At 68.0% G+C, this 24,071-nt stretch carries 25 protein-coding genes; 14 read left to right on the top strand and 11 right to left on the bottom strand.

Annotated elements, in window-relative coordinates:
- The first annotated feature begins 71 nt into the window (after window positions 1-71).
- Complete coding sequence (locus CMO28_RS25810) at window positions 72-950, top strand: SDR family oxidoreductase (RefSeq protein ID WP_296719145.1); 879 nt, start codon at window positions 72-74, stop codon at window positions 948-950.
- Between the two features lie 4 nt (window positions 951-954).
- Here the strand turns inward: CMO28_RS25810 and CMO28_RS25805 are convergent, their stop codons facing one another.
- The 3 genes from CMO28_RS25805 to CMO28_RS25795 form a co-directional block, all read right to left on the bottom strand.
- Window positions 955-1,728 carry a DeoR/GlpR family DNA-binding transcription regulator gene (locus CMO28_RS25805; protein ID WP_296719143.1) on the bottom strand — a complete coding sequence of 258 codons (774 nt, stop codon included), beginning with the start codon at window positions 1,726-1,728 and terminating at the stop codon, window positions 955-957.
- Between the two features lie 3 nt (window positions 1,729-1,731).
- Window positions 1,732-2,634, bottom strand: coding sequence for a hypothetical protein (locus CMO28_RS25800; RefSeq protein ID WP_296719140.1), 903 nt, complete (start codon window positions 2,632-2,634; stop codon window positions 1,732-1,734).
- A 138-nt stretch (window positions 2,635-2,772) separates the two neighbouring features.
- Complete coding sequence (locus CMO28_RS25795) at window positions 2,773-3,381, bottom strand: CDP-alcohol phosphatidyltransferase family protein (protein WP_296719137.1); 609 nt, start codon at window positions 3,379-3,381, stop codon at window positions 2,773-2,775.
- Between the two features lie 190 nt (window positions 3,382-3,571).
- Here CMO28_RS25795 and CMO28_RS25790 point away from each other — a divergent pair, with 190 nt between their 5' ends.
- Both CMO28_RS25790 and CMO28_RS25785 read left to right on the top strand, forming a co-directional pair.
- Window positions 3,572-4,177, top strand: a complete 606-nt coding sequence (locus CMO28_RS25790; protein ID WP_296719135.1) for a hypothetical protein — start codon at window positions 3,572-3,574, stop codon at window positions 4,175-4,177.
- A gap of 75 nt (window positions 4,178-4,252) precedes the next feature.
- Window positions 4,253-4,804 (top strand): type 1 glutamine amidotransferase domain-containing protein, encoded by a 552-nt coding sequence (locus tag CMO28_RS25785; RefSeq protein WP_296719133.1) that lies wholly within the window; start codon window positions 4,253-4,255, stop codon window positions 4,802-4,804.
- A gap of 38 nt (window positions 4,805-4,842) precedes the next feature.
- On the opposite strand, the gene CMO28_RS25780 is transcribed toward CMO28_RS25785, so the two are convergent.
- From CMO28_RS25780 to CMO28_RS25770, 3 genes are all read right to left on the bottom strand, one after another.
- Window positions 4,843-5,961: a JmjC domain-containing protein gene (locus CMO28_RS25780; RefSeq protein ID WP_296719131.1), complete on the bottom strand. Its 1,119-nt coding sequence runs from the start codon at window positions 5,959-5,961 to the stop codon at window positions 4,843-4,845.
- Window positions 5,962-6,030: 69 nt separating this feature from the next.
- Complete coding sequence (locus CMO28_RS25775; protein WP_296719128.1) at window positions 6,031-6,180, bottom strand: hypothetical protein; 150 nt, start codon at window positions 6,178-6,180, stop codon at window positions 6,031-6,033.
- Between the two features lie 88 nt (window positions 6,181-6,268).
- Window positions 6,269-7,183: a LysR family transcriptional regulator gene (locus CMO28_RS25770; RefSeq protein WP_041604849.1), complete on the bottom strand. Its 915-nt coding sequence runs from the start codon at window positions 7,181-7,183 to the stop codon at window positions 6,269-6,271.
- A 274-nt stretch (window positions 7,184-7,457) separates the two neighbouring features.
- Between CMO28_RS25770 and CMO28_RS25765 the strand changes: the two genes are divergently transcribed.
- The 8 genes from CMO28_RS25765 to CMO28_RS25730 all read left to right on the top strand — a co-directional run bounded on the left by CMO28_RS25765 (window position 7,458) and on the right by CMO28_RS25730 (window position 15,699).
- Window positions 7,458-8,240, top strand: a complete 783-nt coding sequence (locus CMO28_RS25765) for a 5-oxoprolinase subunit PxpA (protein ID WP_296719124.1) — start codon at window positions 7,458-7,460, stop codon at window positions 8,238-8,240.
- A gap of 111 nt (window positions 8,241-8,351) precedes the next feature.
- On the top strand, window positions 8,352-8,588 hold the full coding sequence (locus CMO28_RS25760) for an acetyl-CoA carboxylase (RefSeq protein ID WP_014744670.1): 237 nt from the start codon (window positions 8,352-8,354) through the stop codon (window positions 8,586-8,588).
- Between the two features lie 7 nt (window positions 8,589-8,595).
- Window positions 8,596-9,960, top strand: coding sequence for an acetyl-CoA carboxylase biotin carboxylase subunit (locus CMO28_RS25755; RefSeq protein ID WP_296719121.1), 1,365 nt, complete (start codon window positions 8,596-8,598; stop codon window positions 9,958-9,960).
- A gap of 9 nt (window positions 9,961-9,969) precedes the next feature.
- Entirely contained in the window at window positions 9,970-10,845 is an 876-nt protein-coding gene (locus CMO28_RS25750; protein WP_296719119.1) for a 5-oxoprolinase subunit B family protein, read from the top strand.
- Window positions 10,835-11,806: a biotin-dependent carboxyltransferase family protein gene (locus CMO28_RS25745; protein ID WP_296719117.1), complete on the top strand. Its 972-nt coding sequence runs from the start codon at window positions 10,835-10,837 to the stop codon at window positions 11,804-11,806. The genes CMO28_RS25750 and CMO28_RS25745 overlap by 11 nt, the downstream gene beginning before the upstream one ends.
- 144 nt (window positions 11,807-11,950) lie before the next feature.
- Window positions 11,951-13,012, top strand: a complete 1,062-nt coding sequence (gene torT / locus CMO28_RS25740) for a TMAO reductase system periplasmic protein TorT (protein WP_062766130.1) — start codon at window positions 11,951-11,953, stop codon at window positions 13,010-13,012.
- Window positions 13,013-13,114: 102 nt separating this feature from the next.
- A complete protein-coding gene (locus tag CMO28_RS25735; protein ID WP_296719115.1) occupies window positions 13,115-14,644 on the top strand; it encodes a sugar ABC transporter ATP-binding protein in 1,530 nt (509 codons plus the stop codon).
- Between the two features lie 47 nt (window positions 14,645-14,691).
- Complete coding sequence (locus CMO28_RS25730; protein WP_062766243.1) at window positions 14,692-15,699, top strand: ABC transporter permease; 1,008 nt, start codon at window positions 14,692-14,694, stop codon at window positions 15,697-15,699.
- A gap of 21 nt (window positions 15,700-15,720) precedes the next feature.
- Here the strand turns inward: CMO28_RS25730 and CMO28_RS25725 are convergent, their stop codons facing one another.
- Genes CMO28_RS25725 through CMO28_RS25715 form a run of 3 tightly spaced genes read right to left on the bottom strand, consistent with a single transcriptional unit; the run spans window position 15,721 to window position 18,085 of the window.
- A complete protein-coding gene (locus CMO28_RS25725; RefSeq protein WP_296719571.1) occupies window positions 15,721-16,431 on the bottom strand; it encodes a glutathione binding-like protein in 711 nt (236 codons plus the stop codon).
- An 8-nt stretch (window positions 16,432-16,439) separates the two neighbouring features.
- Window positions 16,440-17,144, bottom strand: coding sequence for a glutathione S-transferase family protein (locus CMO28_RS25720; protein ID WP_296719107.1), 705 nt, complete (start codon window positions 17,142-17,144; stop codon window positions 16,440-16,442).
- 35 nt (window positions 17,145-17,179) lie between these two features.
- A complete protein-coding gene (locus CMO28_RS25715; protein WP_296719105.1) occupies window positions 17,180-18,085 on the bottom strand; it encodes a DMT family transporter in 906 nt (301 codons plus the stop codon).
- 138 nt (window positions 18,086-18,223) lie between these two features.
- On the opposite strand from CMO28_RS25715, the gene CMO28_RS25710 reads away from it, so the two are divergent.
- From CMO28_RS25710 to CMO28_RS25700, 3 genes are all read left to right on the top strand, one after another.
- Window positions 18,224-18,832 (top strand): TetR/AcrR family transcriptional regulator, encoded by a 609-nt coding sequence (locus tag CMO28_RS25710; protein ID WP_296719102.1) that lies wholly within the window; start codon window positions 18,224-18,226, stop codon window positions 18,830-18,832.
- 196 nt (window positions 18,833-19,028) lie between these two features.
- Window positions 19,029-20,378 (top strand): hypothetical protein, encoded by a 1,350-nt coding sequence (locus tag CMO28_RS25705; protein ID WP_296719099.1) that lies wholly within the window; start codon window positions 19,029-19,031, stop codon window positions 20,376-20,378.
- An 80-nt stretch (window positions 20,379-20,458) separates the two neighbouring features.
- Window positions 20,459-21,700, top strand: a complete 1,242-nt coding sequence (locus CMO28_RS25700) for an MFS transporter (protein ID WP_296719093.1) — start codon at window positions 20,459-20,461, stop codon at window positions 21,698-21,700.
- Here the strand turns inward: CMO28_RS25700 and CMO28_RS25695 are convergent, their stop codons facing one another.
- Window positions 21,701-22,966, bottom strand: coding sequence for a LysM peptidoglycan-binding domain-containing protein (locus CMO28_RS25695; RefSeq protein ID WP_296719090.1), 1,266 nt, complete (start codon window positions 22,964-22,966; stop codon window positions 21,701-21,703).
- A 110-nt stretch (window positions 22,967-23,076) separates the two neighbouring features.
- Entirely contained in the window at window positions 23,077-23,970 is an 894-nt protein-coding gene (locus tag CMO28_RS25690) for a hypothetical protein (RefSeq protein WP_296719088.1), read from the bottom strand.
- Window positions 23,971-24,071 lie beyond the last annotated feature (101 nt).

Below are 24,071 nucleotides of genomic sequence, written 5' to 3'. Positions count from 1 at the left end.
GTCTGCCCTGTCTTACCTGGATCGGACGACGATGTCGACGCGCAGGAACACCAGCGCATAAAGGGAACATCATGACCAGGATCCTTGTGACGGGCGCTACCGGCAATATCGGCCGACTGACTCTCGACCATCTTTTGAAGCGCAGACCTGCCGGCGATCTTGTCGGTCTTGCCCGCGATCCCGCCAGGGCGTCGGATCTCACCTCGAAGGGCATCGATATTCGCCAGGGCGACTATTTCGACCAGGCGGGGCTGTTGCGCGCATTCGATGGCGTCGAAAAAGTGATGCTCGTTTCCGCCACGGCCTTTACGGACCGGCGCACCCAGCACGATAACGTCATCGATGCGGCGCGGCATGCGGGCGTCAAGCACATCGTCTACATGCCGATCATCCACAAGGCCGGCTCCGGCTCCAGCCTTCCGCAGGTGACCGAAGAGGACCTTCGCGTCGAGGAAAAGCTGAAGGCCTCCGGTTTGACTTATACGCTGGTGCGTCATCCGCCGTTTCTCGAAAACATTGAACTCTATGCCGGTGGCGACCTTCTGAATGCCGGTATCAATGCCCCGGCCGGCGCCGGCAAGGCGGCCTATGCCTGCCGCGACGACCTGGCAGAAGCGCATGCCGTGGTGCTAAGCGAGGCGGGACATGAAAACAAGGCCTATTCGCTCTACGGCGGTCCGGCCGTGTCCTTCAGGGATATCGCGCAGATTCTGTCTGACATCAGCGGCAGGCCGGTGCCGTTCAATGCCATTTCGGACCAGGACTACATCGCCCGGCTGATGGCGGCAGGGCTGCCCGAGCCGGCTGCCGGTTTCGTGCTGGCCTGGGTACAGGGCGTCAATGCCGGCGAGTGGGACGGCCAGAGCGACGATCTGGAGAAACTTCTCGGCCGCAAGCCGACGACACCGATCGAGTTCCTGCGGGCCAGCCATGGCGGGAAGCGCGGCTGACGGCTCAGGCGATGACCACCTCGCCGACCAGATCGGTCAGCGCGTCCAGCGCCGGCAGATCGCGGGCGCGGGTGTCGGTCACCAGCAGATCGATCCGCTCGGCCGGGCAATAGCCGACCCGGCTGCGCTGGCCGATCTTGGCATGGTCGGCCAGGATCGCAACCCGGTCGGCGCGGGCGGTCATGGCGCGGGCCAGCTCGGCCTCGTCATGATCATGGCTGGTGGCACCCGTACCGGCATCCACCGCAACGGGGGAAAGCAGCGCCCAGTCGGCATGATGGCGCAGGGCTTCCGCAATGGTGGCGGCCCCCAGCGTGGCCCCGGCCCCCGGGACCACGCGGCCGCCCAGCTGAATCACCTCCAGCCCGCGCGTGCCGGCACCAGCCATGGCGATGCGGCCGGCGACCTCGAAGGAATTGGTCACGATCGTCAGCCCGGTCAGGGTGGCGAGCACGGCCGCCAGTTCCGCCACAGTGCTGCCGGCATCCAGGAACAGGGTCTGGCCCGGTTCGATCTTGAGCGCGGCGGCGCGGGCGATCGCCTGCTTCTCACGCGGGCGGATCCGGCTCCGCTCGGCCAGCGGCGGCTCGGCTGCCGGCCGCGGGGCCAGCACGCCGCCATGCACCCGGCAGAGGTCGCCGCGGGCTTCCAGCTCCACCAGATCGCGGCGCACGGTTTCGCGCGACACCCCCAGATCGGCGGCAATGCGATCGGTGGCGCCCCGTCCGAGGGTCGCCACCAGGGCGCGGATCCGCTGATGGCGTTCATCCGCAAGCATCGGTCAGTTCCGGGCGGCGGGCTGACGGGCCGGCAGCCGGCGGCCGGTCGCGATCTCGGTCACCGCGCCATCGGTCAGGCTGACGCGATAGATCTCGCGGGTCACATTGCCGGCAAAACCCAGCTCGACGATCGAGACGGTCTTGAAGCTGACCGGGATCGGGTCGGGCAGGATCTGGTTGAAGGCTTCGGCGGTCTGGTTCATCGCCGCCTGCAGCTCGGGCGTGAAGCGGGCCATGCTGTAGACCAGGGTGGTGTGCGGGTTGTGGCTGCGCAGCTCCTTGCCGCCGTCCACCACATTCACGCCGCTGACGCCCACGGTCTGGACCAGCTTCTTGCCGGCATCGCCCATCGCGGCATAGACCGGGCCGGTCACGCGCGGCAGCGGCCCGTCGCGCAGCGGCGCCAGGGCGGCGGTGGCGGTGGTGTTGAAGGCCATCATCGCCTCGAAGCCGTCGCCTTCCTTGGCAAGGCCCAGATCCAGCCACCAGGGGCGGCCGGCGCCCTTGGCCGCCTCGGTGGTGTAGAACCGGCCGAGGGTGACGTTCAGCACCGGCGGCAGCTGGGGCAGCGCCTCCAGCATCCGCGCCGGCGTTGCGGGATCGGCATTGTGGACATGGACCACGGTGACATGGGGGATGTTCGGCTTCACCGCCTCGGCCACCAGGTTCAGCTCCAGCAGCCGTTCCTTCAGCGGGCCACGGATGGTGCGGTCCAGAAGATCATTCACCTCTGCCGGCAGGGTATAGACCAGGCCGAAGGTGCGGACATGGGGGCGGAAATCGGCCTGGGAGAGCGCCGAATTGTCGATATCCGCCGCCCGGGCGGGGGCGGCGAAGGTCATCGGAAGCACCACGGCCGCAGCGGCCGCAAGCGTGGCGAGGCCACCGGAGACGAGCTTGAACATGGCTGTCTGTCCTTGGGAGGGGAAGATCCGTGCGGACGCCGCCGCACGGCCGTCATCCTGCCGCCACTGGTTTGCAGATCGATGTCGCTTGTGTGTATTTCCGTGGACTCGTGCATTTTTGTGGATATATCCCCGTCGTCATCTGAACACGCGCATGCCCTCGGCAATCCGGGTTGCGGTGGTGATCAGGCACAGCCCGCCGAAGATCCAGGCCACCCAGGGAAAGGCCGGCGGCCACAGGCAGATGATCACGAAAACCAGGATGGTCTCGGTGCCCTCGGTCAGCCCGCCCAGATAGTGGATCGCCTTGCCGCGATGGCCCGAGGGCGGCACGCCGCCGCGCCGGGCGGCGATCGCCGCGAAGGCCAGAAAGCTCGATCCCGTGCCGACGAAGGCGAAGATCAGGAAGGCCGCCGGCAGGGCATTCGCCGCCGGATCGGCCAGGGCGAAGCCCAGGGGCACGGCGGCGTAGAACAGAAAGTCGCAGGCGATGTCCAGAAAGCCGCCGCGATCGGTCGGCCCTGCGGCGCGGGCGACCGCGCCATCCAGCCCATCTGCGATGCGGTTAACCAGAATGCAACCAAGCGCAGTCCAGAATGCCCCCAGGGCAAGGGCGGGCACGGCGGCAAGGCCGACCCCGAAACCGGCGAGCGTCAGGGCATCGGCCCGGACACCACGATCGGCGAGGCCGCGGCCGATACGGTCCAGGATCGGGTCGAGACGTCGGCGGACGGGAATGTCAAACATGAGACCTGGCGAAGATGGGGCCCGGAATGCGCGTGGAAGGGAGCCGGCTGCGAAAGATGCGTCCCCCGCATCATGACATGCCTGACAATTCCATGCAGAGCCCCCTATATTCTGAATTGGCGATGCCGGCCGCAGATCACACTGCCGGCATCGCCGCGAGACCGGTATCGCAGCGGGAAACTGACCGACGATGACCCAGAACAACGCCGTCGATCCGATTGCGGATATCGGCCATCAGACCGAAAGCGCCGCGGCGCGCCGCGAGCGGCTGATCCGCTTCATCTCGTCCCAACCGCTGCCGATCATGCCGCTCAGCGTATCGATCGGCGAGGATGGTGAGATCCGTCGCAAGGATGGCACCGATCCGCTGCGCTTCACCTTCCGCTGGCGCGAGATCGCCTATACCGGCACGCTGCGCGCAGCCCCCGAGGGCGTCTTCCTCAGCCTGATCGCCGATCTGGGCGTGCTGCCCTATTCGGCCGAAGCGCCGGAGCGCCGCCAGCGCTTCCTGTCGCTGGTCGGGCGCAGATCCTGGTCGGGGCGGACCGGCATCGGCGTGGAAGTAACGCCGCGCCAGCATATCGTGGTGGTCAATCAGGAACAGCTGATGGAACCGCCCTACTCCGCCAATGCCATCGTCGGCCAGGTCGCCCGGATGGCGCTGACCGCCGCCCCCGTGGTCAACTGGCTGCATGACGAACTGGCCCCGCCGCCAGAGGTGGCCGTGAAGACGGGGCCGCGCCCGCGCTCGGGCCGTCCCTTCACCGCCGACCGCCGCACCCACGCCCCGGTCTGATCGACCGGCGGATCGGAACCCGCATCGCCGACACGGGTTGGTCTCCCTCCCCCCTCTCACGGAAGGAGAGACCTCATGCCCGTGATCGAAAACGCCCGCATCCTGATCCTCGCAACCGACGGCTACGAGCGCGCGGAACTGACCTATCCGCGGGACGAGCTGCTGCGCCGCGGCGCAAAGGTTCAGATCGCCGCCCCCGAAGCCGGCCGCATCCGCAGCTGGGATGAAACCGATTGGGGCGACAGGGCCGATGTCGACCTGAAGGCCGCCGATGTACGGATCGAGGATTTCGACGCCCTGGTCCTGCCCGGTGGCCAGATCAATCCCGACAAGCTGCGCCAGGTGCCCGAAGCGGTGCAGGTGGTGAAGGATTTCGTGGCCTCGGGCAAGCCGGTCGCCGCGATCTGCCACGGCCCCTGGATGCTCGTCGAAGCCGATGCGCTGCGCGGCCGCACCGTCACCTCCTACCCCTCGATCGCGACCGACGTCCGCAATGCCGGCGCCACCTGGATCGATGAGGAGGTCGTCACCGACCAGGGCATCATCACCTCGCGCAATCCGGGCGACCTGCCGGCCTTCGTCGACAAGATCGTCGAGGAAGTGGCGGAAGGCCCTCATGCCCGCTGAGCGGCCAGATGGGGACTCAGGGTTGGGCTGAGGAAGGGTCAGGGGGCCGTCAGAAAGACCAGCCCCCGCCGGGCGAGTGCCGCCACCGCGGCACGCAAGGCCGCCGGATCCTCGGACGGCAGGCCGGCCAGGATCTCGCCCATCGTCGCGATGTCGCGGTCCAGCAGCATCGCCAGGATCGCGCATTCAGGCGCATTCAGGCGGATCGTCACGCCACCTGCCCTGATGTCAGCCGGCCCCGTCGCCGGCAATACCGGGCGCCGGCGCAGGGCGGGCTGGACCACAACCGCATCTTCCGGTCCGCCGGCCCCGGTGGCCAGCCCCAGGGCCGTGGCCCCGCCCAGCGGGCGCGCCGCGGCCTGTGCCGCCTGAAAGCGGTCCAGATCCAACCCGGCGCTCAGATCGGCCAGAACCGCCTTCAGCTGCGCTTCATACGCACCCCTTGCGGACGGATCCATCGGCACCGGTGCCGCCAGCCGGTCCGCCATCTCGCGCAGCCGCCAGCGCAACACCTCCGCCCCGTCCGGCCGCTGGATCGCCAGCGTCAGATGCAGCGACTGTCCGCCCGCCTCGGCGACCTCGGCGCGGTGGTAGTCGCCCTTGGGCAGGAACAGCAGATCCCCGGGCGCCAGCACCATCTCCGCCTCGGGCGGACCTGGATCGCGGCGGGGATCGACCGTGTCGCCGCCGAAGGGCGGGTCGCTGCGCCGGCCGTGACAGAACCAGCGCTTGTGGCCGGCGATCTGCACCACCAGCACGTCATGGCCGTCGCGATGGATCTGGAAGGCGCCATCCCGGGTAAAGCTGGCATAGGCGTTGATGGTGACCGGCGCCTCGACATGACGTTCGACCATGGCGGCCAGCGCGGCCAGTGCCTGAACATGCCGATGCATGCCGATCAGCACCAGGCTGGCCCCGCCCTGACACAGGGCCTGAAGCTGGGCATCCAGCAGCACCCGCCGGCCGTCGGGGGAAAGCCGGGTCAGCATCTCCAGCGGCACCTCGCGGCCCGCCCGCATCACCGACACCTCGCCCTCGACCAGCGCCTGCGCCGACAGACGGGCATTCACGCCCGCCCATGGCAAAAGACCGGCACAGGCGGCTGCCTGTCCGGTCTTCACATGCAGGCGCTGCCCTGCCTCCATGGCCGCAGACAAAGGGCTGTCCGGGCATCGCCGCAGAAGGTCTCTCAGTGTCGCGATCATGCAGGCCCTCAGGCCTCGCGATCAGGACGTGGTGGGACCTCCATCGGGGTTGACGACGTCCATCAACCGGGTCGCCGGCGCCAATGCCCAGACTTCAAGTGCCGGCCGCAGCCAGAGCGGGCGATCCTGAACCTGCTGCCGGTTTTCGGTGGTGATCTCGTTCCGGGTCATGCCCCACTCCCGATGACAGACGACGGCATCATTGCCATCCTGTTTTCCTGATAACCGATCTGCGGCGAGCTGTCATCAGACGGCGAGATCACCTGGGCAGCATACTCTGCGGTGTCTGATAGACCTCGGCAAAATAGCCACGGAACAGGCGCATCGCGGGGCTGAGATCAACGCCCTGGCGCCAGGCCAGGCCGACATTCATCGGCGGCACCTCTTCGGCCATCACCACCGTTTCGATGCGCTTGCCTTCCAGCGACCAGGGCCGGTAGACCATGTCCGACAGGATCGAGATCCCCTGGCCGTTGGCCACGATCGATCGTACCGCCTCGATCGACGAGGTGCGCAGGCGGATATTCGGCTGGTGCTGGGTGCGGTTCCAGTATTTCAGCGCCGAATGGGCGGCCTCGTCGACGGTCAGCATGATATAGGGCTCCTCCGCGATGTCGCCGAAACGCACCCGGTCGCGGCCGAGCAACGGGTGCCCGGCCGGCAGCCATAGCCGCCGCTGGCTCGACATCAGGGTCTCGGTGACCAGTTCCGGATTGTTGACGTTGGACGTCAGCACCACCGCCATGTCGAAGCGGTTGGTGACCAGCCCGTCCTCGATCATCTCGCGGCTGAGTTCATAAAGCTGAATGCGCAGATTGGGATAGCGCCGCTCCAGCCGTTCCAGATGCTGGGGCAGGAAATAGCCGAGCACGGTATAGCTCGCCGCCACCGACAGCGTGCCCGAGAAGGCATCATCGGCGGTGCCCGGCTGCAGCGCTTCCTCGATGCTGGCCAGGATCCTGTAGCCCGCCGCCAGGAAACGGCGGCCGGCATCGGTCAGCTCCATGCCATGGGCAGTGCGGTCGAACAGCCGGCTGCCGGTCTCGGCCTCCAGCTCCTTGATCGCCGCGGTGATCGCCGATTGCGAGATCGACAATTCCTTGGCCGCCCGGGACACCTGCCCGAGCGTGGCAGTGGCCACGAAGTACTTCACGTGGCGGAAGTTGAGCGACATCCGCGACACCTTCTGATTTTCAGATAATGCCTCACCGCATTTTCGGAACAGATGCCTGAACGGGGGTCAGCGCCCTCGATGATATGCATGAGAATGAAGGATTTGAAAGAGCCGTTGAAGATTCAAGCGTTCGATTTTTTCGATAATGCATTCTCATAATTTAGAAATTGCCGAGGGGTTAAATCATGGATCACCATATTGTCATGAAGACGTGAACAAGCGCGTTCCGGTATCACGCCACCGCGTCGGATCGCATGCAGCAGGAGAGAGACGCTTGGCTAAAAGACTGGTCGATCTCAATTGTGATCTCGGTGAGAGCTTCGGCCACTGGACGATCAGTGAAGCTCCGGACGATGTCCTGCTCGACCTGATCAGCTCGGCCAATGTCGCCACCGGCTTTCATGCCGGCGACCCCAACCTGATGGACCGGGTGGTGCGGCTGGCGGCCGAACGCGGTGTGGCGCTGGGGGCCCATCCGGGCTTTCGCGACCTGCAGGGTTTCGGCCGGCGGGTGATCCAGGCCCGGCCGGAAGAGCTGGTGAACGACATCATCTATCAGCTGGGGGCGCTGCGCGAATTCGCCCGCCGTCATGGCGTTCGCCTTCAGCACGTCAAGCCGCATGGCGCACTCTATATGGAAGTCGCCCGCGACGAGACCCTGTCGCAGCTGCTGGTCGAGGCTCTGCTGAAGTCCAGTCCCGAAACCTATCTCTACTGCATGGACGTGTCGGTGACCTGCGCGGTCGCCCGCGCCGCGGGGCTGCCGGTGATCCGCGAATTCTATGCCGACCGCGACTACGACAACTCCGGATCGATCGTCTTCGCCCGCCGGATGCGCGCGCTGGACCCCGAGGAGGTGGCCCGCAAATGCGTCCGGGCCTGCCTGGAGGGCCGCGTCCGTACCGTCGAGGGCGACGATATCGAGATCGAGTTCGAATCGATCTGCTTCCATTCCGACACGCCGGGCGCGCTCAAGATCGGCACTGCCATCCGCGCCGGGCTGATCGACGCCGGCATCCGCATCGCCAATGCCGCCGAAGTTTCCGCCGCGGCCTGAAGACGACTGCCCTCCCCCCCCCCGCCAGCGCCGCCTTCCTCCCCCGCATCTCCACGGTCTCAAGCCCCCGCACCACACCCGCATTCCTGCCAGCCGGAAGGACCCTCATCGATGGCCGAAATCCGCTCGCCGCTTCCCGGTACCTTCTATCGCCGCCCGGCCCCGGACCAGCCGCCCTTCAAATCCGATGGCGACACGGTCGCGCCGGGCGAGGTGATCGGGCTGATCGAGGTGATGAAGTCGTTCATCGAGGTGAAGGCAGAGGTCGCGGGCACCATCACCCGCTTCCTGGCCGAGAACGAGACCCCGGTGATGGCGGGCGCGGTGCTCGCCGAGCTTGAAGGCTGAGGGCGCGATGGCGATCCGCAAGCTCTTCATCGCCAATCGGGGGGAGATTGCGGTGCGCATCGTCCGCGCCGCACAATCCCTCGGCATCGCCACGGTGCAGGGCCATTCCGAAGCCGATGCCGACATGCTGGCGGTGCGGCTGGCCGATCAGGCGGTGTGCATCGGCCCGGCCCCGGCGAAAGCCTCTTATCTGAACGCCGCCCGGATCATCGACGCCGCAAAGGCCAGCGGCGCCGACGCGATCCACCCGGGCTACGGCTTCCTGGCGGAAAACGCCGCCTTCGCCGACGCCGTCGAGGCGGCGGGGCTGATCTTCGTCGGCCCCTCGGCCGACACCATCCGGGTGATGGGCGACAAGGCCGCCGCCCGTGCCGCCGCCATCGCCGCCGGCGTGCCGGTGGTGCCCGGCTCGGACGGCCGGCTCGCCGATGTCGAGGCCGCGGTCGCCGCGGCGGAAGCCGTCGGCTATCCGGTGATGATCAAGGCGACCGCCGGTGGCGGCGGCCGCGGCATCCGCATCGCCGAAAACGAGGCGGAGCTGCGCAAGCTGGCCCCGCAGGCGGCATCCGAGGCCGAGGCGGCCTTCGGCGATGGCGGGCTTTATCTGGAGCGGGTCATCCGCGATGCCCGGCATATCGAGGTCCAGATCCTGGGCGACGGCCGCCATGCCATCCATTGCTTCGAGCGCGAATGCTCCCTGCAGCGCCGACGCCAGAAGGTCTGGGAGGAAGCCCCCGCCGCCTGCCTGGACGAGGCCACCCGCGCCGAGCTTTGCGCGTCGGCGGTCGCACTTGCCCGGTCCGTCAGCTACCGCGGTGCCGGCACGCTCGAATACCTCTATGACGACGCCGCCAACCGCTTCTACTTCATCGAGATGAACACCCGCATTCAGGTGGAGCATCCGGTGACCGAAATGGTGACCGGCATCGATCTGGTCGCCTGGATGATCCGCATCGCCGGCGACGAGTCGCTCACGATCGCACAACAGGATGTCCGCCTCCACGGCCATGCGATCGAGGTCAGGATCAATGCCGAGGATCCCGCCAACAGCTTCATGCCTTTCCCCGGGCTGGTGGGCGCGATGTCGGTGCCCGAGGCCCCGCATATCCGCTTCGACGGCATGATCTACGAAGGCTATCAGATCCCGCCCTTCTACGACTCGCTGCTGGCCAAGCTGATCGTCACCGGCGAGGACCGCGGGGCGGCGATCGACGCGATGGCGGCGGCGCTGGAGGCCATCCGGATCGACGGGCTCAAGACCACCATTCCGCTGCATGCGGCCCTCGCCGCATCGCCCGAGGTGCGCGAGAACCGCACCCATACCCAGTTCCTCGAAGCCTGGCTGGCCGCCGGCGGCCTCGCCACCCGATAGGAGGACCGGATGAAGACGCGCTATTCCTTCGGGGGTGACGAGCACATCTTCGTCGAAATGGACGAAGAGATGTCGCTCGACGCCTTCTTCAAGGCGCTCACCATGAGCAACGCGGTCAAGGCCGCGGCGATTGCCGGGGTGACCGAGGTCTGCCCCGCCAATGCCAGTTTCCAGGTCAGGTTCGACCCCGACGTCATCGCGCCCGACGAGATGATGGCGAAGCTGAAGGCGCTGGAAGCTGCGGCCGAAGAGGGGCCGAAGCGCCTCGATACCCGGATCATCGAAATTCCGGTCTACTACCAGGATCCCTGGACCCACGAGACCCTGATGCGCTTCCGCGAGCGCCACCAGGACCCGAGCGGCACCGATCTGGACTATGCCGCCCGGATCAACGGGTTCGACGATGCCGCGGGCTTCATCCGCGCCCATCATTCCGCGCCCTGGTTCGTGTCGATGGTGGGTTTCGTGGCCGGCCTGCCCTTCCTCTACCAGCTGGTGGAGCGCGACCGGCAATTGCAGGTGCCGAAATATCTGCGCCCCCGCACCGATACGCCCAAGCTGACGGTGGGATATGGCGGGTGTTTCTCGTGCATCTATTCGGTGCGGGGGGCCGGCGGCTATCAGATGTTCGGCATCACGCCGATGCCGATCTACGACCCCGAACAGTCGATCTCCTACCTTCAGGACTTCATGGTCTTCTTCCGCCCGGGCGACATCGTGAAGTGGAAGCCGATCGACCGCGCCGAATACGACGCCATCACGGCCCGGGTTGCGGCGAACACCTATGTCCCGCGCATCCGCCCGGTTTCCTTCGATCTCGATGCCTTCAAGGCGGATATCGACGGCACCAACGCCCGGCTGATGGAGGCCCTCGATGGCGATTAAGGTTCTGAACCCCGGCCTCGCCACCACCGTCCAGGATCTGGGCCGGCCCGGCTATTTCCATCTGGGCATCCCCGTCTCGGGCGCGATGGACACCCTCTCGCTCATCGCCGCCAATCTGCTGGTCGGCAACCCGGCAAATGCGGCCGGGCTGGAGGCGGTGTTCCTGGGCCCGCAGCTCGAATTCCAGCGCGACGCCACGGTCGCCGTCACCGGCGCCGATCTGCCGCCGAAGCTCGACGGCGAGCCGAAACCCGGCTGGACCGCCTTCAAGGTCAAGGCCGGCCAGGTGCTGAGCTTCGACTATCTGCAGGCCGGTGCCCGCGCCTATGTCGCGGTCTCGGGCGGCATCGACGTGCCCGAGGCGCTGGGCAGCCGCTCGACCTATGCGCTCGGCGCCCTCGGCGGCTTCCAGGGCCGGGCGCTCGCCGCGGGGGATCTTCTGCCGCTGGGCGAGGGGCCGGGGGCCGATGAAGGCCGCTCGGTTGCCCCCAGCCTGCGCCGCCTGCCCCGCACGCCGGCCGAAATCCGGGTGCTGCCCGGCCTCTACTGGCGTCTGATCACCGAAGAGGCCGGCCGCAACTTCTTCGAGGATGACTGGAAGGTGGCGCCCGAGGCCGACCGCATCGGCTACCGCTTCCGCGGCGGCCGGCCGTTCAGCTTCGAGCCGCGCGAGCAGCCCTTCGGCGCCGGCTCCGACCCCTCCAACATCGTCGACGGCTGCTATCAGTACGGTTCGATCCAGGTGCCCGGCGGCTCCGAGCCGATCGTGCTGCATCGCGATGCGGTCTCGGGCGGCGGCTATTTCACCCTGGGCGCCGTCATCTCGGCCGATATGGACCTGATCGGCCAGTTGCAGCCGCACACCCCCACCCGCTTCGTGAAGGTCGACATGGCGACCGCGCTCACCGCCCGCCGGGATCGCGCCTCGCTGATCGCCCGCCTGCACGATGCCCTGGTCTGACCGATGACCGGTCCTCCGGGCGGGGGAGACCGCCCGGAGGACCAGACCACCTGCCTACCCGCCTGAGCAAGAAGAAGACAGCCGAAAACAAGAACAAACACGAAACAACGTGAACGTTCAAAGACGACATCAGAGGCTCACGTCATGAAAAAGCTCGCGATCGCTCTTCTGGCCGGCACGCTCTTCACAGGCGCTGCCCAGGCCGCGGACTGGTTTCCCTATCCCGCCGCCGAGGTGACCCCGGCCTTCTCGGCCGACGGCACGTCGAAGGACATCGACTATGTGCCGCTCGACAAGGCGTCCAAGCCGTGGAACGTCTGCGTGTCCTTCCCGCACATGAAGGATGCCTACTGGCTGGGCGTCGACTATGGCGTCACCGAAGAGGCGAAGCGCCTGGGCGTGAAGCTGAACGTGGTCGAGGCCGGCGGCTATACCGAACTGCCCAAGCAGATCAGCCAGATCGAGGATTGCGTCGCCTCGGGCGCCCAGGCCGTGGTAATCGGCGCGATCTCGTATGACGGGCTCAACAATCTGGTCAAGGAACTGGCGGAAAAGAAGATCCCGGTGATCGACGTGATCAACGGCATCTCCTCGCCCGAACTGGCCGCCAAGTCGCTGGTGTCGTTCTACACCATGGGCAGCGAGACCGGTAAGTATCTGGCGGCCAAGCATCCGGCCGGCTCCGCCCCGGTCAAGGTCGGCTGGTTCCCGGGGCCCGCGGGCGCCGGCTGGGTGGAAGCCGCCCATAAGGGCTTCATGGACGCGGTCAAGGGCTCGGCGGTTCAGGTGCTGGAACCGCGTTATGGCGATACCGGCAAGGAAGCCCAGCTGCGCCTGGTGGAAGACGTGCTCCAGGCCACGCCCGACGTCGCCTATATCGCCGGCACCGCGGTGACCGCCGAGGCCGCCCAGGGCCTGCTGCGGGAACGCGGCCTCACCGACAAGGTCGGCATCCTCGCCTTCTACATGACCCCCGGCGTCTATCAGGGCATCAGGCGCGGCTTCATCGAAGCGGCACCGGCCGACAGCATGGTCATTCAGGGCCGCATCGCCGTCGATCAGGCGGTGCGCATCCTGGAAGGCAAGGACTATGTGAAGCATGTCGGCCCGAAGATCTTCGTGGTCGACCAGAAGAATATCGGCAAGGTGGCGCGCGAAAGCATCCTGCCGCCCGAGAACTTCTCGCCGGTCTTCTCGGTGAACTGATACCGGGCCGATCCCGAACCGCTCCACCGGTGGGGTGCCGGATCCGTCCGCACCCTGCCGGTCTGCGCACCCCCGCAGTCAACGAGCAGGCAGCCCGAGACCATGGCCCAGACATCAGACACCAGCCCGCCGCCCCTGATCGAAACCCGGGGGCTGACCAAACGCTATCCGGGCGTCACGGCGCTGAACGCGGTCGATTTCGACCTCCGGCGCGGCGAGGTCCATGTGCTGTTCGGCGAGAACGGCGCCGGCAAATCCACACTCATCTCCATGCTCGCCGGCGCCTCGACGCCGAGCGAGGGCGAGATCCGCCTCGACGGCCGACCGGTCGCCTTCCACTCGGTCGCCGATGCCCGCATGGCCGGGATTTCGGCGGTCTTTCAGGAATTCTCCCTGGTCCCGACCCTGTCGGTGGCCGAGAACATCTTCCTCGGCAACGAGTTGAAGGCCGGGCCGTTCATCGACCGGCCGGCCATGCGCCGGGCCGCCGATGCGCTGTTCGCCCGGCTCGATTTCCGCATCGATCCGCGCCGCAGGGTGTCGGATCTCAGCCGTGCCGAACAGCAGATGGTCGAGATCGCCAAGGCGCTGCAGGGCAAGGTTTCGCTGCTGATCCTGGACGAGCCCACCGCCTCTCTGACCGATCGCGAGGTCGACCATCTGTTCAAGGTGGTGACGGCGATGAAGGCCCAGGGTGTCGGCATCATCTACATCTCGCATCGCATCCAGGAATTCGCCCGCATCGCCGACCGGATCACCGTGCTGCGCGACGGCACGAAGATCGGCACCTATCCGATGCAGAGCACCGACGAGGCGACGCTGGTCGAGTTGATGGCCGGCCGCGCGATCACCGAAATCTACCCCGCCATCGCCCATGCCCCGCAAGTGCCGCTGGTCACGATCCGCGGGCTGAAGGCCTGGGGTGTCGACGGCATCGATCTCGACATCCGCCCGGGCGAGGTGCTAGGGGTGGCGGGGCTGGTCGGCTCGGGCAAATCACGCGCCTTCCGCGCCATGATGGGTCTGTTGCCGGTGGAAGCAGGCCGGGTGATCTGGCATGACCGGGAAGCGGCGCAGGATGTCACGGGCCGCTCCACCCGCGCCATGATGGCGGCGGGCGCGTACTATCTGCCGCCGGATCGCAAGACCGAGGGGCTGCAGCTTGCCTTCACGGTGCGCGACAACCTGGCCCAGGGGGTGCTGCCCGGTCTGCCCGGCCGGGGTCTGCTGCCCTGGCCGCGCATCCGCAAGACCTGCGAGCAGGTGGCGGAGCGGGTGGAACTGCCGCCCGCCTATCGCGGCCGGCCGGCCGCCCAGCTCTCGGGCGGCAACCAGCAGAAAACGCTGTTCGGCCGAGGGCTTGGCCGCGATTACGCGCTCTACGTCTTCGACGAGCCGACGGTCGGCGTCGACATGGGCGCCCGCGCCGCGATCTACCGGCTGATCCGGGATCTGGCCGAGGCCGGCAAGGCGGTGGTGGTGATCTCGTCGGATCTGCCCGAGGCGATGAACCTCGCCCACCGGCTGGTGGTCTTCTCCCGCGGCCGCATCGCCGCCGAACTCGGCCGCGACGGCATCTCGGAAGCGGCCGTCCTGGCGCATTTCTTCGCGGAAGAGGAGGAGGTCGCATGACCGACACGCCCGCACCCGCCACCGGCATGACCAAGGGACCCGCCCCCATGACCGATACCGCCCGGGGCGCCGCCGCCAACCCGCTGCGCCGCCTGTTCGTCCGTCTGGGTGTCCTGCCCTTCTTCCTGGCCGGGGCGCTGATCGTGTTCACGATCCTCTCCGACCGCTTTCTCACCGTCGACAATCTGGTCAATGTCGCCCGGCAGTCGGTCTATCTGATGCTGGTCTCTCTGGGTCAGATGCTGGTGCTGATCACCGGCGGCTTCGACCTGTCGGTGGGGGCCGCGGTCGCGGTCACCTCGGTGGTCTCGGCGCTGGTGATGACGGCGCTGGGTCAGCTCTTCCCCGATGCCGTCTGGCTGGTGATCGTGGCCGGCGCCGCCGCCGGCTTCTGCGCCGCCATGCTGATCGGCCTGGTCAACGGCATCGGCGTCGCCGCCTTCGGCGTCTCGCCCTTCATCATGACCCTGGGCGTCAGCTCGGTCGCGGCCGGCATTTCGCTGTTCCTGACCGGCGGCGTGCCGGTTTCCGGCCTGCCCTTCGAATTCGCCGACCTCTTCGGCTTCGGCCGGCTGTTCGGCGTGCCGGTGCCGGTGCTGGTGGCGGCGGTGGCGGCGCTGGCCATGTGGGTGGTGATGAGCCGCACCCGCATCGGCATGCATGTCTATGCCATCGGCGGCAACATGAAGGCGGCGCATCTGTCGGCGATCGACACGAAGAAGGTACTGGTCTTCGCCTATGTGATCTGCGCGCTGATCGCCTCGCTGACCGGGCTTCTGCTCACCGCCCGGGTGGAAAGCGGCGAGGCCAATCTGGGCGGCACCATCGCGCTTGAGAGCATCGCCGCCTGCGTCATCGCCGGCGTGTCGCTGCGCGGCGGCATCGGGCGGGTCGAAAACGTCGTGCTCGGCGCCTTCTTCATCGTTCTGGTCCAGAACGGCATGAACCTGGCCCAGATCAGTTCCTATATGCAGATGGTGCTGCTCGGCGCCCTGCTGATCCTGGCCGTGGTCTTCGACCAGATCCGCTACCGCATGCTGATGGGGCGGGGTTGACCCCCGCCCCCGTCACCGGGATCAGCTGCCGCTGCCGCCTGTAGACGCCGCCGTCTGACCGAAGAGCAGCTTCTTGCCCTCTTCGGTCACGGTCGGCCGCGACATGTAGGGCTCACCCTTTTCATAGGCGCGGACCGTGGCCGGCCGGGCGCGGATGTCGTCGAACCAGCGGCGCAGATCGGGGAAATCGTCCAGGGTCTGCTGCTGGCGCTTCCACGGCACCACCCAGGGATAGCTCGCCAGATCGGCGATGGAATAGTCGTCGCCCGCAATATAGCGCCGGCCCTTCAGCCGCCGGTCGAGCACGCCGTAAAGCCGGTTGGTCTCGTTCACATAGCGTGTGATGGCATAGGGCAGCTTCTCGGGCGCATAGAGCCCGAAATGATGGTTCTGCCCGGCCATGGGGCCAAGCCCGCCCACCTGCCAGAACAGCCATTCGGTGACGGTCTTGCGGGCGCGCAGTTCCGTGGGCAGCAGCCGGCCGGTCTTCTCGGCCAGATAGAGCAGGATCGCGCCCGATTCGAACACGCTGATCGGCGCGCCGCCATCGGCCGGCGCATGATCGACGATCGCCGGCATGCGGTTGTTGGGCGAGATCGCCAGAAACGCCGGCTTGAACTGGTCGCCGGCGCTGATGTCGACCGGATGGATCCGATAATCCAGCCCGGTCTCTTCCAGGAACATGGTGATCTTGTGGCCATTGGGGGTCGGCCAGTAATAGAGGTCGATCATGGGCATCCTCACCCGGCTTTGGGATAGTTGGACGGGAAGAGCGCGCGTTGCGCCTGTTCGTCGATCACGGTCTTGAACTCGTGATCGCTGCCCGCCCTGCGGGCCCGCTCTGCCGCCGGCCGGGCATCGACCGCCTGGAAGAGACGCTTCAGATTGGGATAGTCGGCCAGCGGATCGGTCTTGCCCTTCAGCACCCGCTCGGCACGTTCCAGCCAGCCCCAGGCCGAGATGTCGGCGATGGTATAGCTGTCGCCCGCGATCCAGTCGCGCCCGTCCAGATGCCGGTCCAGCACCTCGTAATGCCGCTCGGCCTCGCGGCGGTAGCGGTTGCGGGCATAGTCCAGCCCCTCGGGGGCGGCGTGCTGGAAATGCACCGCCTGGCCCGAGAACGGCCCCAGCCCCGAGGCGATGAACATCAGCCAGGACAGCAGCTCCGGCCGGTCCTGGGGCGCGCCCAGAAAGCCATTAGCCTTTTCGGCTATATAAATCAGAATCGCAGTCGAATCGAATACGCGCGCCGGCTTGCCGCCGGGCCCGTCGAGATCGACGATGGCCGGCACCTTGGCGTTGGGATTGATCGCCAGGAAGGCCGGATCGTGCTGCTCACCCTTGCGGGTATCGACCGGCACCAGCTCGTAGGGCAGACCGGTTTCCTCCAGCAGCAGCGCCACCTTCGCCGGGTTCGGGGTCGGGTGATAATAGAAGCGGATCACGAGGGCTACCCTCTCTGTTTTCGGGGGGGAGGAACTCAGGATCGGGCCGGTCGCCGCACCGGGCGTGCCACCAGCAGCACGCCGGCTGCGATCGCCAGGATGGCGAGGGCCTCGGCCGGGGCGGGCAGTTCGCCCAGCACCGGGATGGCAAGGGTCGAGGCGACCACCGGCACCAGGGCGATGATGCCGGTCGCGGCCGCAGGCCCCAGCAGGCCGACCGCACGGTTGAAGGTGATCACCGCCACCGCGCTCATCAGCACGCCCTGATACAGGCCCTGCACGACGATTTCGCCCGTGGTGGCGGTGCCCAGACTGGACAGGCCGGCCGCCAGATAGACCGGCAGGAACAGCAGCGCCGACCAGAAGCAGATCAACGCCGCCGACTGGATGGGGGTGATCAGGCTGCCGCGGAAGCGCAGCGTATAGACCGCCCAGAGTGCGGCAGCCCCCAGCAGGGCCAGGATGCCGCCGGGATCGGGCAGACCGTGGATGGCGGTGCCGATCAGGATCAGGGCCACCTGTCCCGCGACGATGGCGCCATAGCCTGCCCAGCGCCGCAGGCCGTGGCGTTCCCCCAGGAAGATGGCCCCGAGCAGGCCCGCGAACAGCGGCATAGCGGTGGGGGCGATCGAAGCGGCCTGGGCCGCAGATGTCAGTTGCAGCCCCGCCGCGACCAGCAGCACGAAGGGCACCCCCCAGAGCAGCGAGAAGACCAGCCCCTCTTTCCACGCCCGGGCCGGCAGCGGCCGGCCGCGCGGGAACAGGGCCGGCAGCAGCAGCACCGCGCCGATGCCGAAGCGCAGGGCGGTGATGTCCCAGACCTCCAGGCTGTGGACCACCGCAAGCCGTGTGACCACGAACCAGCCCGAAAAGATCGAGACCGCAAGCGCCGCCCAGGCGAAGCCCTCGATCCCGCGCCCTTTTGGGGCCGTCTGCTGCATGGCCATCGCCCATCCATCCATTCTGTTCCCGGAGCGCCGTCTTGTGTTTTATGACGCTTGTTTTATAATGCACGTTAGAAAACGGTTGGCAAGATGCCGATCGCATGCATCAGGACGATTGGGGGACGGAGCTTCGCCATGGCGCGCCCGCGGGAATTCGACGAAGAGCAGGTGCTGGATGCCGCCACCCGGTGCTTCTGGGCGCGGGGCTATGAACTGACCTCGGTCCGCGATCTGGTCCAGCATACCGGGATCACCAGCGCCAGCCTGTACAACGCCTTCGGGGACAAGCGTGCCCTCTATGGCCGCGCGCTGAATCACTACATCGAAAGTGGCATCGCCGAACGCATCCGGCGCTGTTCGGCCATGGCGCCGCGCGCAGGTCTCGCCGCCTTTTTCGACGAACCGCTGGAGCGATCGATCTCAGATCCCGATCACAAGGGCTGCATGCTGATCAACGCCTCGCTGGAGGTGGCCCCGCATGATTCCGGCTTCCGCGAGGTGGTCGCCGAAGCGCTGCGGCGGATCGAGGCCTTCTTTCTGGACCGGATCACCGCCGGTCAGGCCGATGGCAGCGTGACCAGGCGTCTGGCCCCGCAGGATCTGGCCGCCCATCTGCTGGGCACGCTGATGGGGCTGCGCACCCTGTCGCGCGTGCGGCCCGAACCGGCGCTGCTGACCGCGCTGGTGCAGACGGCGCTGGCGCTGCTCGACGATCCGGCGACCGCTGAAACCTCTGCCGGCTGAACGCTCCCGCAAAGATTGTATTGCCGATTGGTCACATCTCTCTTGTTTGCGGCAAAGCTTCGCGAATAAGATGGAGTGCTCAATGCATCGGAAACCTGCCCGTTGGACCGCCCTCACCCTCGATCGCGGCCTGTCTCACCTGCCTCACCCCGGTGTATTGCAAAATGCAACATATTTGACAGAAGGGATCGGCAGGATGGCGTCCATCACCCTCACCGTCACCAACAATTCGGGCACGCCGGACACGGATGTCTATCTGGGCTTCTGGGGCAGTTCGCTGAGCGCGACCATCAACGGCGCCGCGATGACCGCCCAGACCTGGTATGCGCTGTCCACGATCACCAGCTTCACCATCGAAGACACCACCAGCGGCCGGATCTATGTGGCCTATAGTGCCCCCTCGTGCACCATCGATCCGAACGCCTCCATCCTGACCGGCAATGACGATATCTTCGACAAGTTCGAGCTGACTTTCGACGGCACGCCGACCGGCTGCGCCGATCTGACGGCGATCGATTTCTGGAGCATTCCGATGAGCCTGGAAGCCTCGTTCCAGGGCACATCCACCGGCAGTCTGGCGGGGCTGACCGGCAGCACCACCGCCGCCGACGTCTACACGGCACTCGCGGCCCTCAGCGATCCCGTGCAGTCGACGCCGGCTGCGAAAGCGGTGATCGCGGCCTTCGCGGCCGACGGCAATCCCCTGCCGGCCGGCGTGTCGCAGCAGCTGCTCAACCCCGCCTCGGGCGTGGTCACCGACGGCTCGGGCAATTTCGTCCGGATCATCGGCCCCAACAGCTATCCGCCCTTCGGCAGCCCGTCGACCGACGCCATGCCCGGCCTGCCGGCCACGCCCTATGACACCTTCCTGTCCTATTACGATGCGCTGATCGAAACCTTCGGCCCGAAGACGACGGCGCCGGTCCCGGGCTTCACCAGCCTCGGCGGCGGCACCATCGCCCTGATCAAGGGCAATTTCGCCGGCAACGACAAGGAAACCGGCCCGATCTACGAGGCCCAGACCTACGATCTGACCGCGTCGATCGATGCAGCCGGCACCATCACGCTCTCGGGCAGCACCGGCCAGTTTTCCACCGTCACCATCACCATCGACCGCTGGAACCTGCTGAACCCGGCCGCAAGCTATGGCGCGAACCCGGCCTTTTCGCTGAATGGCGGCGCGCTTCAGACCCCGGGCAACGACGTCTGGGGCTGGGTGCTGGGCGATCTCTTCGCCGGGCTGAACATCGGTGCCATCGGCTCGGCGGTCACCGTCCAGGGCTCGGGCGGCACGATTGCCGTTGGTGACATGGCAAGTTCCGACTGGTTCTCCACCCTGCCCGGCCAGGGCCTGCTGTTCGCGGCGCTGTGGCCCACCGGCATCACCAATCACTGGAACCAGTGGGCGGCCGCCCTGAACCCGTGTTCCCAGGCATACAACTTCGCCTTCGCCGAACGTTTCTCGGCACCGCAGCTGAACCTGAACCCGGCCAGCGTCGACACGCTGACCGTCACCCTGCTCGACCGGACCGTCACCTCGGGCTGAACGCGCGCTTCCCTCTTCCGCCGAACGCGCGTTCGGCTATTCTGCGCCGCGATCCCTCCCCCGGATGCGTGGTGCCCCCGATGTCCAGTTCCTGCTCGCCATCGCCCTCCCCCGCCCTTGCGGCCGACATGCCGGCCGGCCTGCCCGGCTGGGCGGTGGCGGCGCTGATCGCGGCGGTGGCCGGCATCGGCACCGAGGCCTTTGCGGTGGCGCCGCTGCTGATCGATATCGCCCGCGATTTCGACATGGCCGCCACCGATGCCGCCTTCGCGATCAGCGCCTATGGGCTGGCGGTCGCGGTCTCGGCACCGCTGTTCGGCCTGTTCGCCGGGCATCTGCCCCGGCGGCGGCTGATCGCAGCCGGCATGGTCATCGCCACCATCGCCGGCATCGTCGCCGCCACCGCGCAGAGTTTCGGCATGCTGCTGGCGGCCCGCATGCTCTCGGGCCTGGCCTGCGGTGCGGTGCTGCCCACCATCTATGCCTATGTCGGCGACATGGTGCCCTTCGCCGCCCGCGGCCGGGTGATGGGCCGGGTGATGTTCGGCTGGGCGATCACCATGGTCACCGGCGTGCCGCTGGCCGGCATCGCCGCCGAACATCTGGGCTGGCGCGGCACGCTGACCGCGGCGGCGCTGATCATCCTGGTTCTGGCGGTTGCCGTGCTGCGCCTGCCGCAGCCGCCCGCGCGCAATGCCGCCGGCCCCGCTACCGGCAGCGGCCCCGACGCCGCCGGGTTCCTGGCGCGGCTGCGCCATGCGGTCACCCGGCCGGGGGTGGCGGCGCTGCTCGCAACCAACCTCGCCAATATGGTGTCGTTTTACGGCATCTATGCCTATGTCGGCACGGCGCTGCGCAATCTGGAGGGCAGCGGTGCCGCGGCGGCCGGCGCCATCGTGCTCTGGTATGGCGTTGGCCTGGCGGGCTCCACGCTCAACGCCCGGCTGGTCGACCGCGTCGGCAAGGATCGCGCCCTCACCGTGGCGCTGGCGGTTCTGGCCGTCGACATGGTCGCCATGTCGCAGAGCCTGGGCCGGCCGGTCGCCTTCGAGGCGACGCTGATCCTCTGGGGCCTGGCCCAGGGCACGGTGGTCACCGCGCTCAACACGCTGGCCACCGAACGTGCCGGCACCGCCCGCGGGCTGGTGATGGCGCTGATGAGCGCCGTCACCTATCTGGGCATCAGCACCGGCACCGCGGTTCTGGGGCTGGTGATGGCCGCCCACGGCTTCGCGGCGGTCGGGCTGGCTGCGGCGACCATCAGCCTGGCCGGGGTCGCCGCCGCCCGGATCTCGGCCCGCCAGGGGCGGATCGGCGGCTGATCAGCCGTCATGCCCGGGCAGGACGAAGACCTGGCCCGGATAGATCAGGTCCGGGTTGCGGATCTGGTCGCGATTGGCTTCGAAAATGGTGGTGTAGCGGATGCCCTGGCCATAGGTGGCGCGGGCGATGCGCCACAGATAGTCGCCGGGCTGGATGACGACATAGGTCTGGCCCTCGGGCAGCATCATCGGCGAGGCCGCGCGCGAGAACGGGGTTTCCAGCCGCGCCAGCACCTTGCCGCCTTCGTCGACCAGGTCCACCCGCAGGGTCGCCTTGCCTTCCGGGATCCGGCCTTCGGGCGTCACCACCCAGATGCCGCCGCGATCGGGGTCGGGCCGGGCGGTGGCGATCAGGTCGTTGTCGAGATAGATCCGCACTTCCTTGCCGGCCCGGGCCCGCCCCGACAGGCTGACCCGGCCCTGATCGTCGTAATCGATCACTTCCAGGCTGAGCGGGCCTTCCGACACGCCGGTCGGGTCGCTGCGCTGAAGCAGACGGCCGGTGCCGTCGCCGTCACGCGGCATCAGCACCGCCATCGGCTGATCCGGCTGGGGCTTCGCATCCCCCGCCGCCGCCGAGGCCTGGGGGGCCGTGTCGGGCACGGCCAGCACCACGACATCCTTCGATTTCACCTTCGCGCCCCCGGGCAGGGTCGCTTCCAGGTCGAGTTCGCGATTGCCGCGGTTGAGCGGCTTTTCGGGCAGGATCACCCATTCGCCCCGCTCGTCGGCCCGGGCGCGGCCGATTTCGGTGCCGCCGTCGCGCAGCACCACTTCGGCATTGGGCTCGGCGCGGCCGGCGACCACGGTGTCACCGCGCGGATTGACCCGCACGATGTCGAAACTGGGCGCTGCCGGTTCGGCGACGGCCCCGGGGGCAGGCGCCGGTGCGGCGGGTTCAGGCGTGGCGGGCTTCACCAGCACGTCGCGGCCGGTGGCCTCGGCGACTGGCGCGGGTGCCGGTGCGGAGGCCGCCGTCTCGGGCGCGGATGCCTGCGGAGCCGCGGCCTCGGGCGCCGCGGCCTCGGGCGCCGCGGCCTCGGGCGCCGCGGTCTGAGGCGCCGTGGTCTGAGGTGCCGCGGTCTGAGGCGCCGGGGCCTGCGGCGCTGAAGCTGCAGGGGCCGGTGTCGCGGGTGCCGGGGCCGTCGGCACCGGTGCGGTGGCCACGGCCTTGTCCTCCGCGTCCCCACCCCAGATCAGCCATCCGGCGATGGCGGCGATGATCGCGGCCAGAACCGCGATGATGGCGATATTCCGTGACGTCACCTGCGCCTCCCCTTGCGGACCACACGTCGTGCGTGGTCACGCATTCCCGTCCGCAGGAACATTAAACGTCATCCCGGAATGCTTCAACGCCGGCTGAGGCCCCCGACCGCTCAGGACGGCAGGCCCGCCCCCACCAGGATGGCGATCGCCACCGCAATCGCCGCCGGCACGGCGGCGACCAGCCCCAGCACCACCAGTCGGGCCGGCTTTCCGAACCGCCCCTGGCCGATGCCCAAACGGTTGGACAGCCGCGCCGCGGGCCCGTCGGCGAAGGGCACCAGCAGCAGGATGGCGAGGCAGGCCACGACCAGACCGCTTGGCCGCGACAGCACCAGATGGGCGGCCAGCAGCGCCAGCGAACCGCCGGCGGCAACGACACCGGCCTGCCCGAAGGCGGCCCGGCCGGGCAGAAGCAGCCAGGGCAGGAAGCCCGCCCCGGCGGCTGCGGCCATGAACCCCGCCTGCCCCACCGAGGCACTGCCGCCATTGATCGCCACGAAGCCCAGGCCCAGCGCCGCCAGGATCACCAGCAGCTGGCGCCCGGCGCCGTCGGTTTCGGCCTTCTGGCTCAACCGGCCGAGCAGGGCGGCAAAGCCCAGGCCCAGCCCGCCCAGCAGCAGCACCAGATCGATGGTTTCGTACCGGCCAAGCCGGGCGCCGGCCATCCAGAGCGTGCCGCCGCCCACCACCAGAAGAGCGGCGGGGATGGCGGCGATCCGGGCGGGCCTGGGGTCGAGCAGCCCCAGCATGGCCGCCGCTGCGGCGGCGGCCGTCAGCAGATAGGGCAGTTTCTGGGTGCTGGATGGGGGCGGCAGCGCCGGCCGGCCCAGCATCAGCACCAGCCCGGCCAGCAGCCCCAGCGGCACCGCCACCACCGCGATCCGCCAGCCGGTGGCGCCGCCCGCCAGCCAGCGCAGCACCGGCGGCAGCAACAGCCCCAGTGCGAACGGCCAGATCAGGGTCACCGCCAGCGGGTGCTCGACAAGGCTGAACAGGTCGGTCAACGGAGAGGGCCTTCCAGTGGTGAAGCGGCTGTGCCGAAGACCGTGGTCCGAACCGCGCCCCGGGTCAAGCCGGTGCGGTGCACGCGCAATCTTCGGTATCT

The sequence above is a fragment of the Tistrella sp. genome (genome assembly GCF_002684955.1).
Taxonomy (GTDB): domain Bacteria; phylum Pseudomonadota; class Alphaproteobacteria; order Tistrellales; family Tistrellaceae; genus Tistrella; species Tistrella mobilis.
Note: the sequence above shows the minus strand (reverse complement) of the source record. Positions and strands in the feature narration are given on the sequence as shown.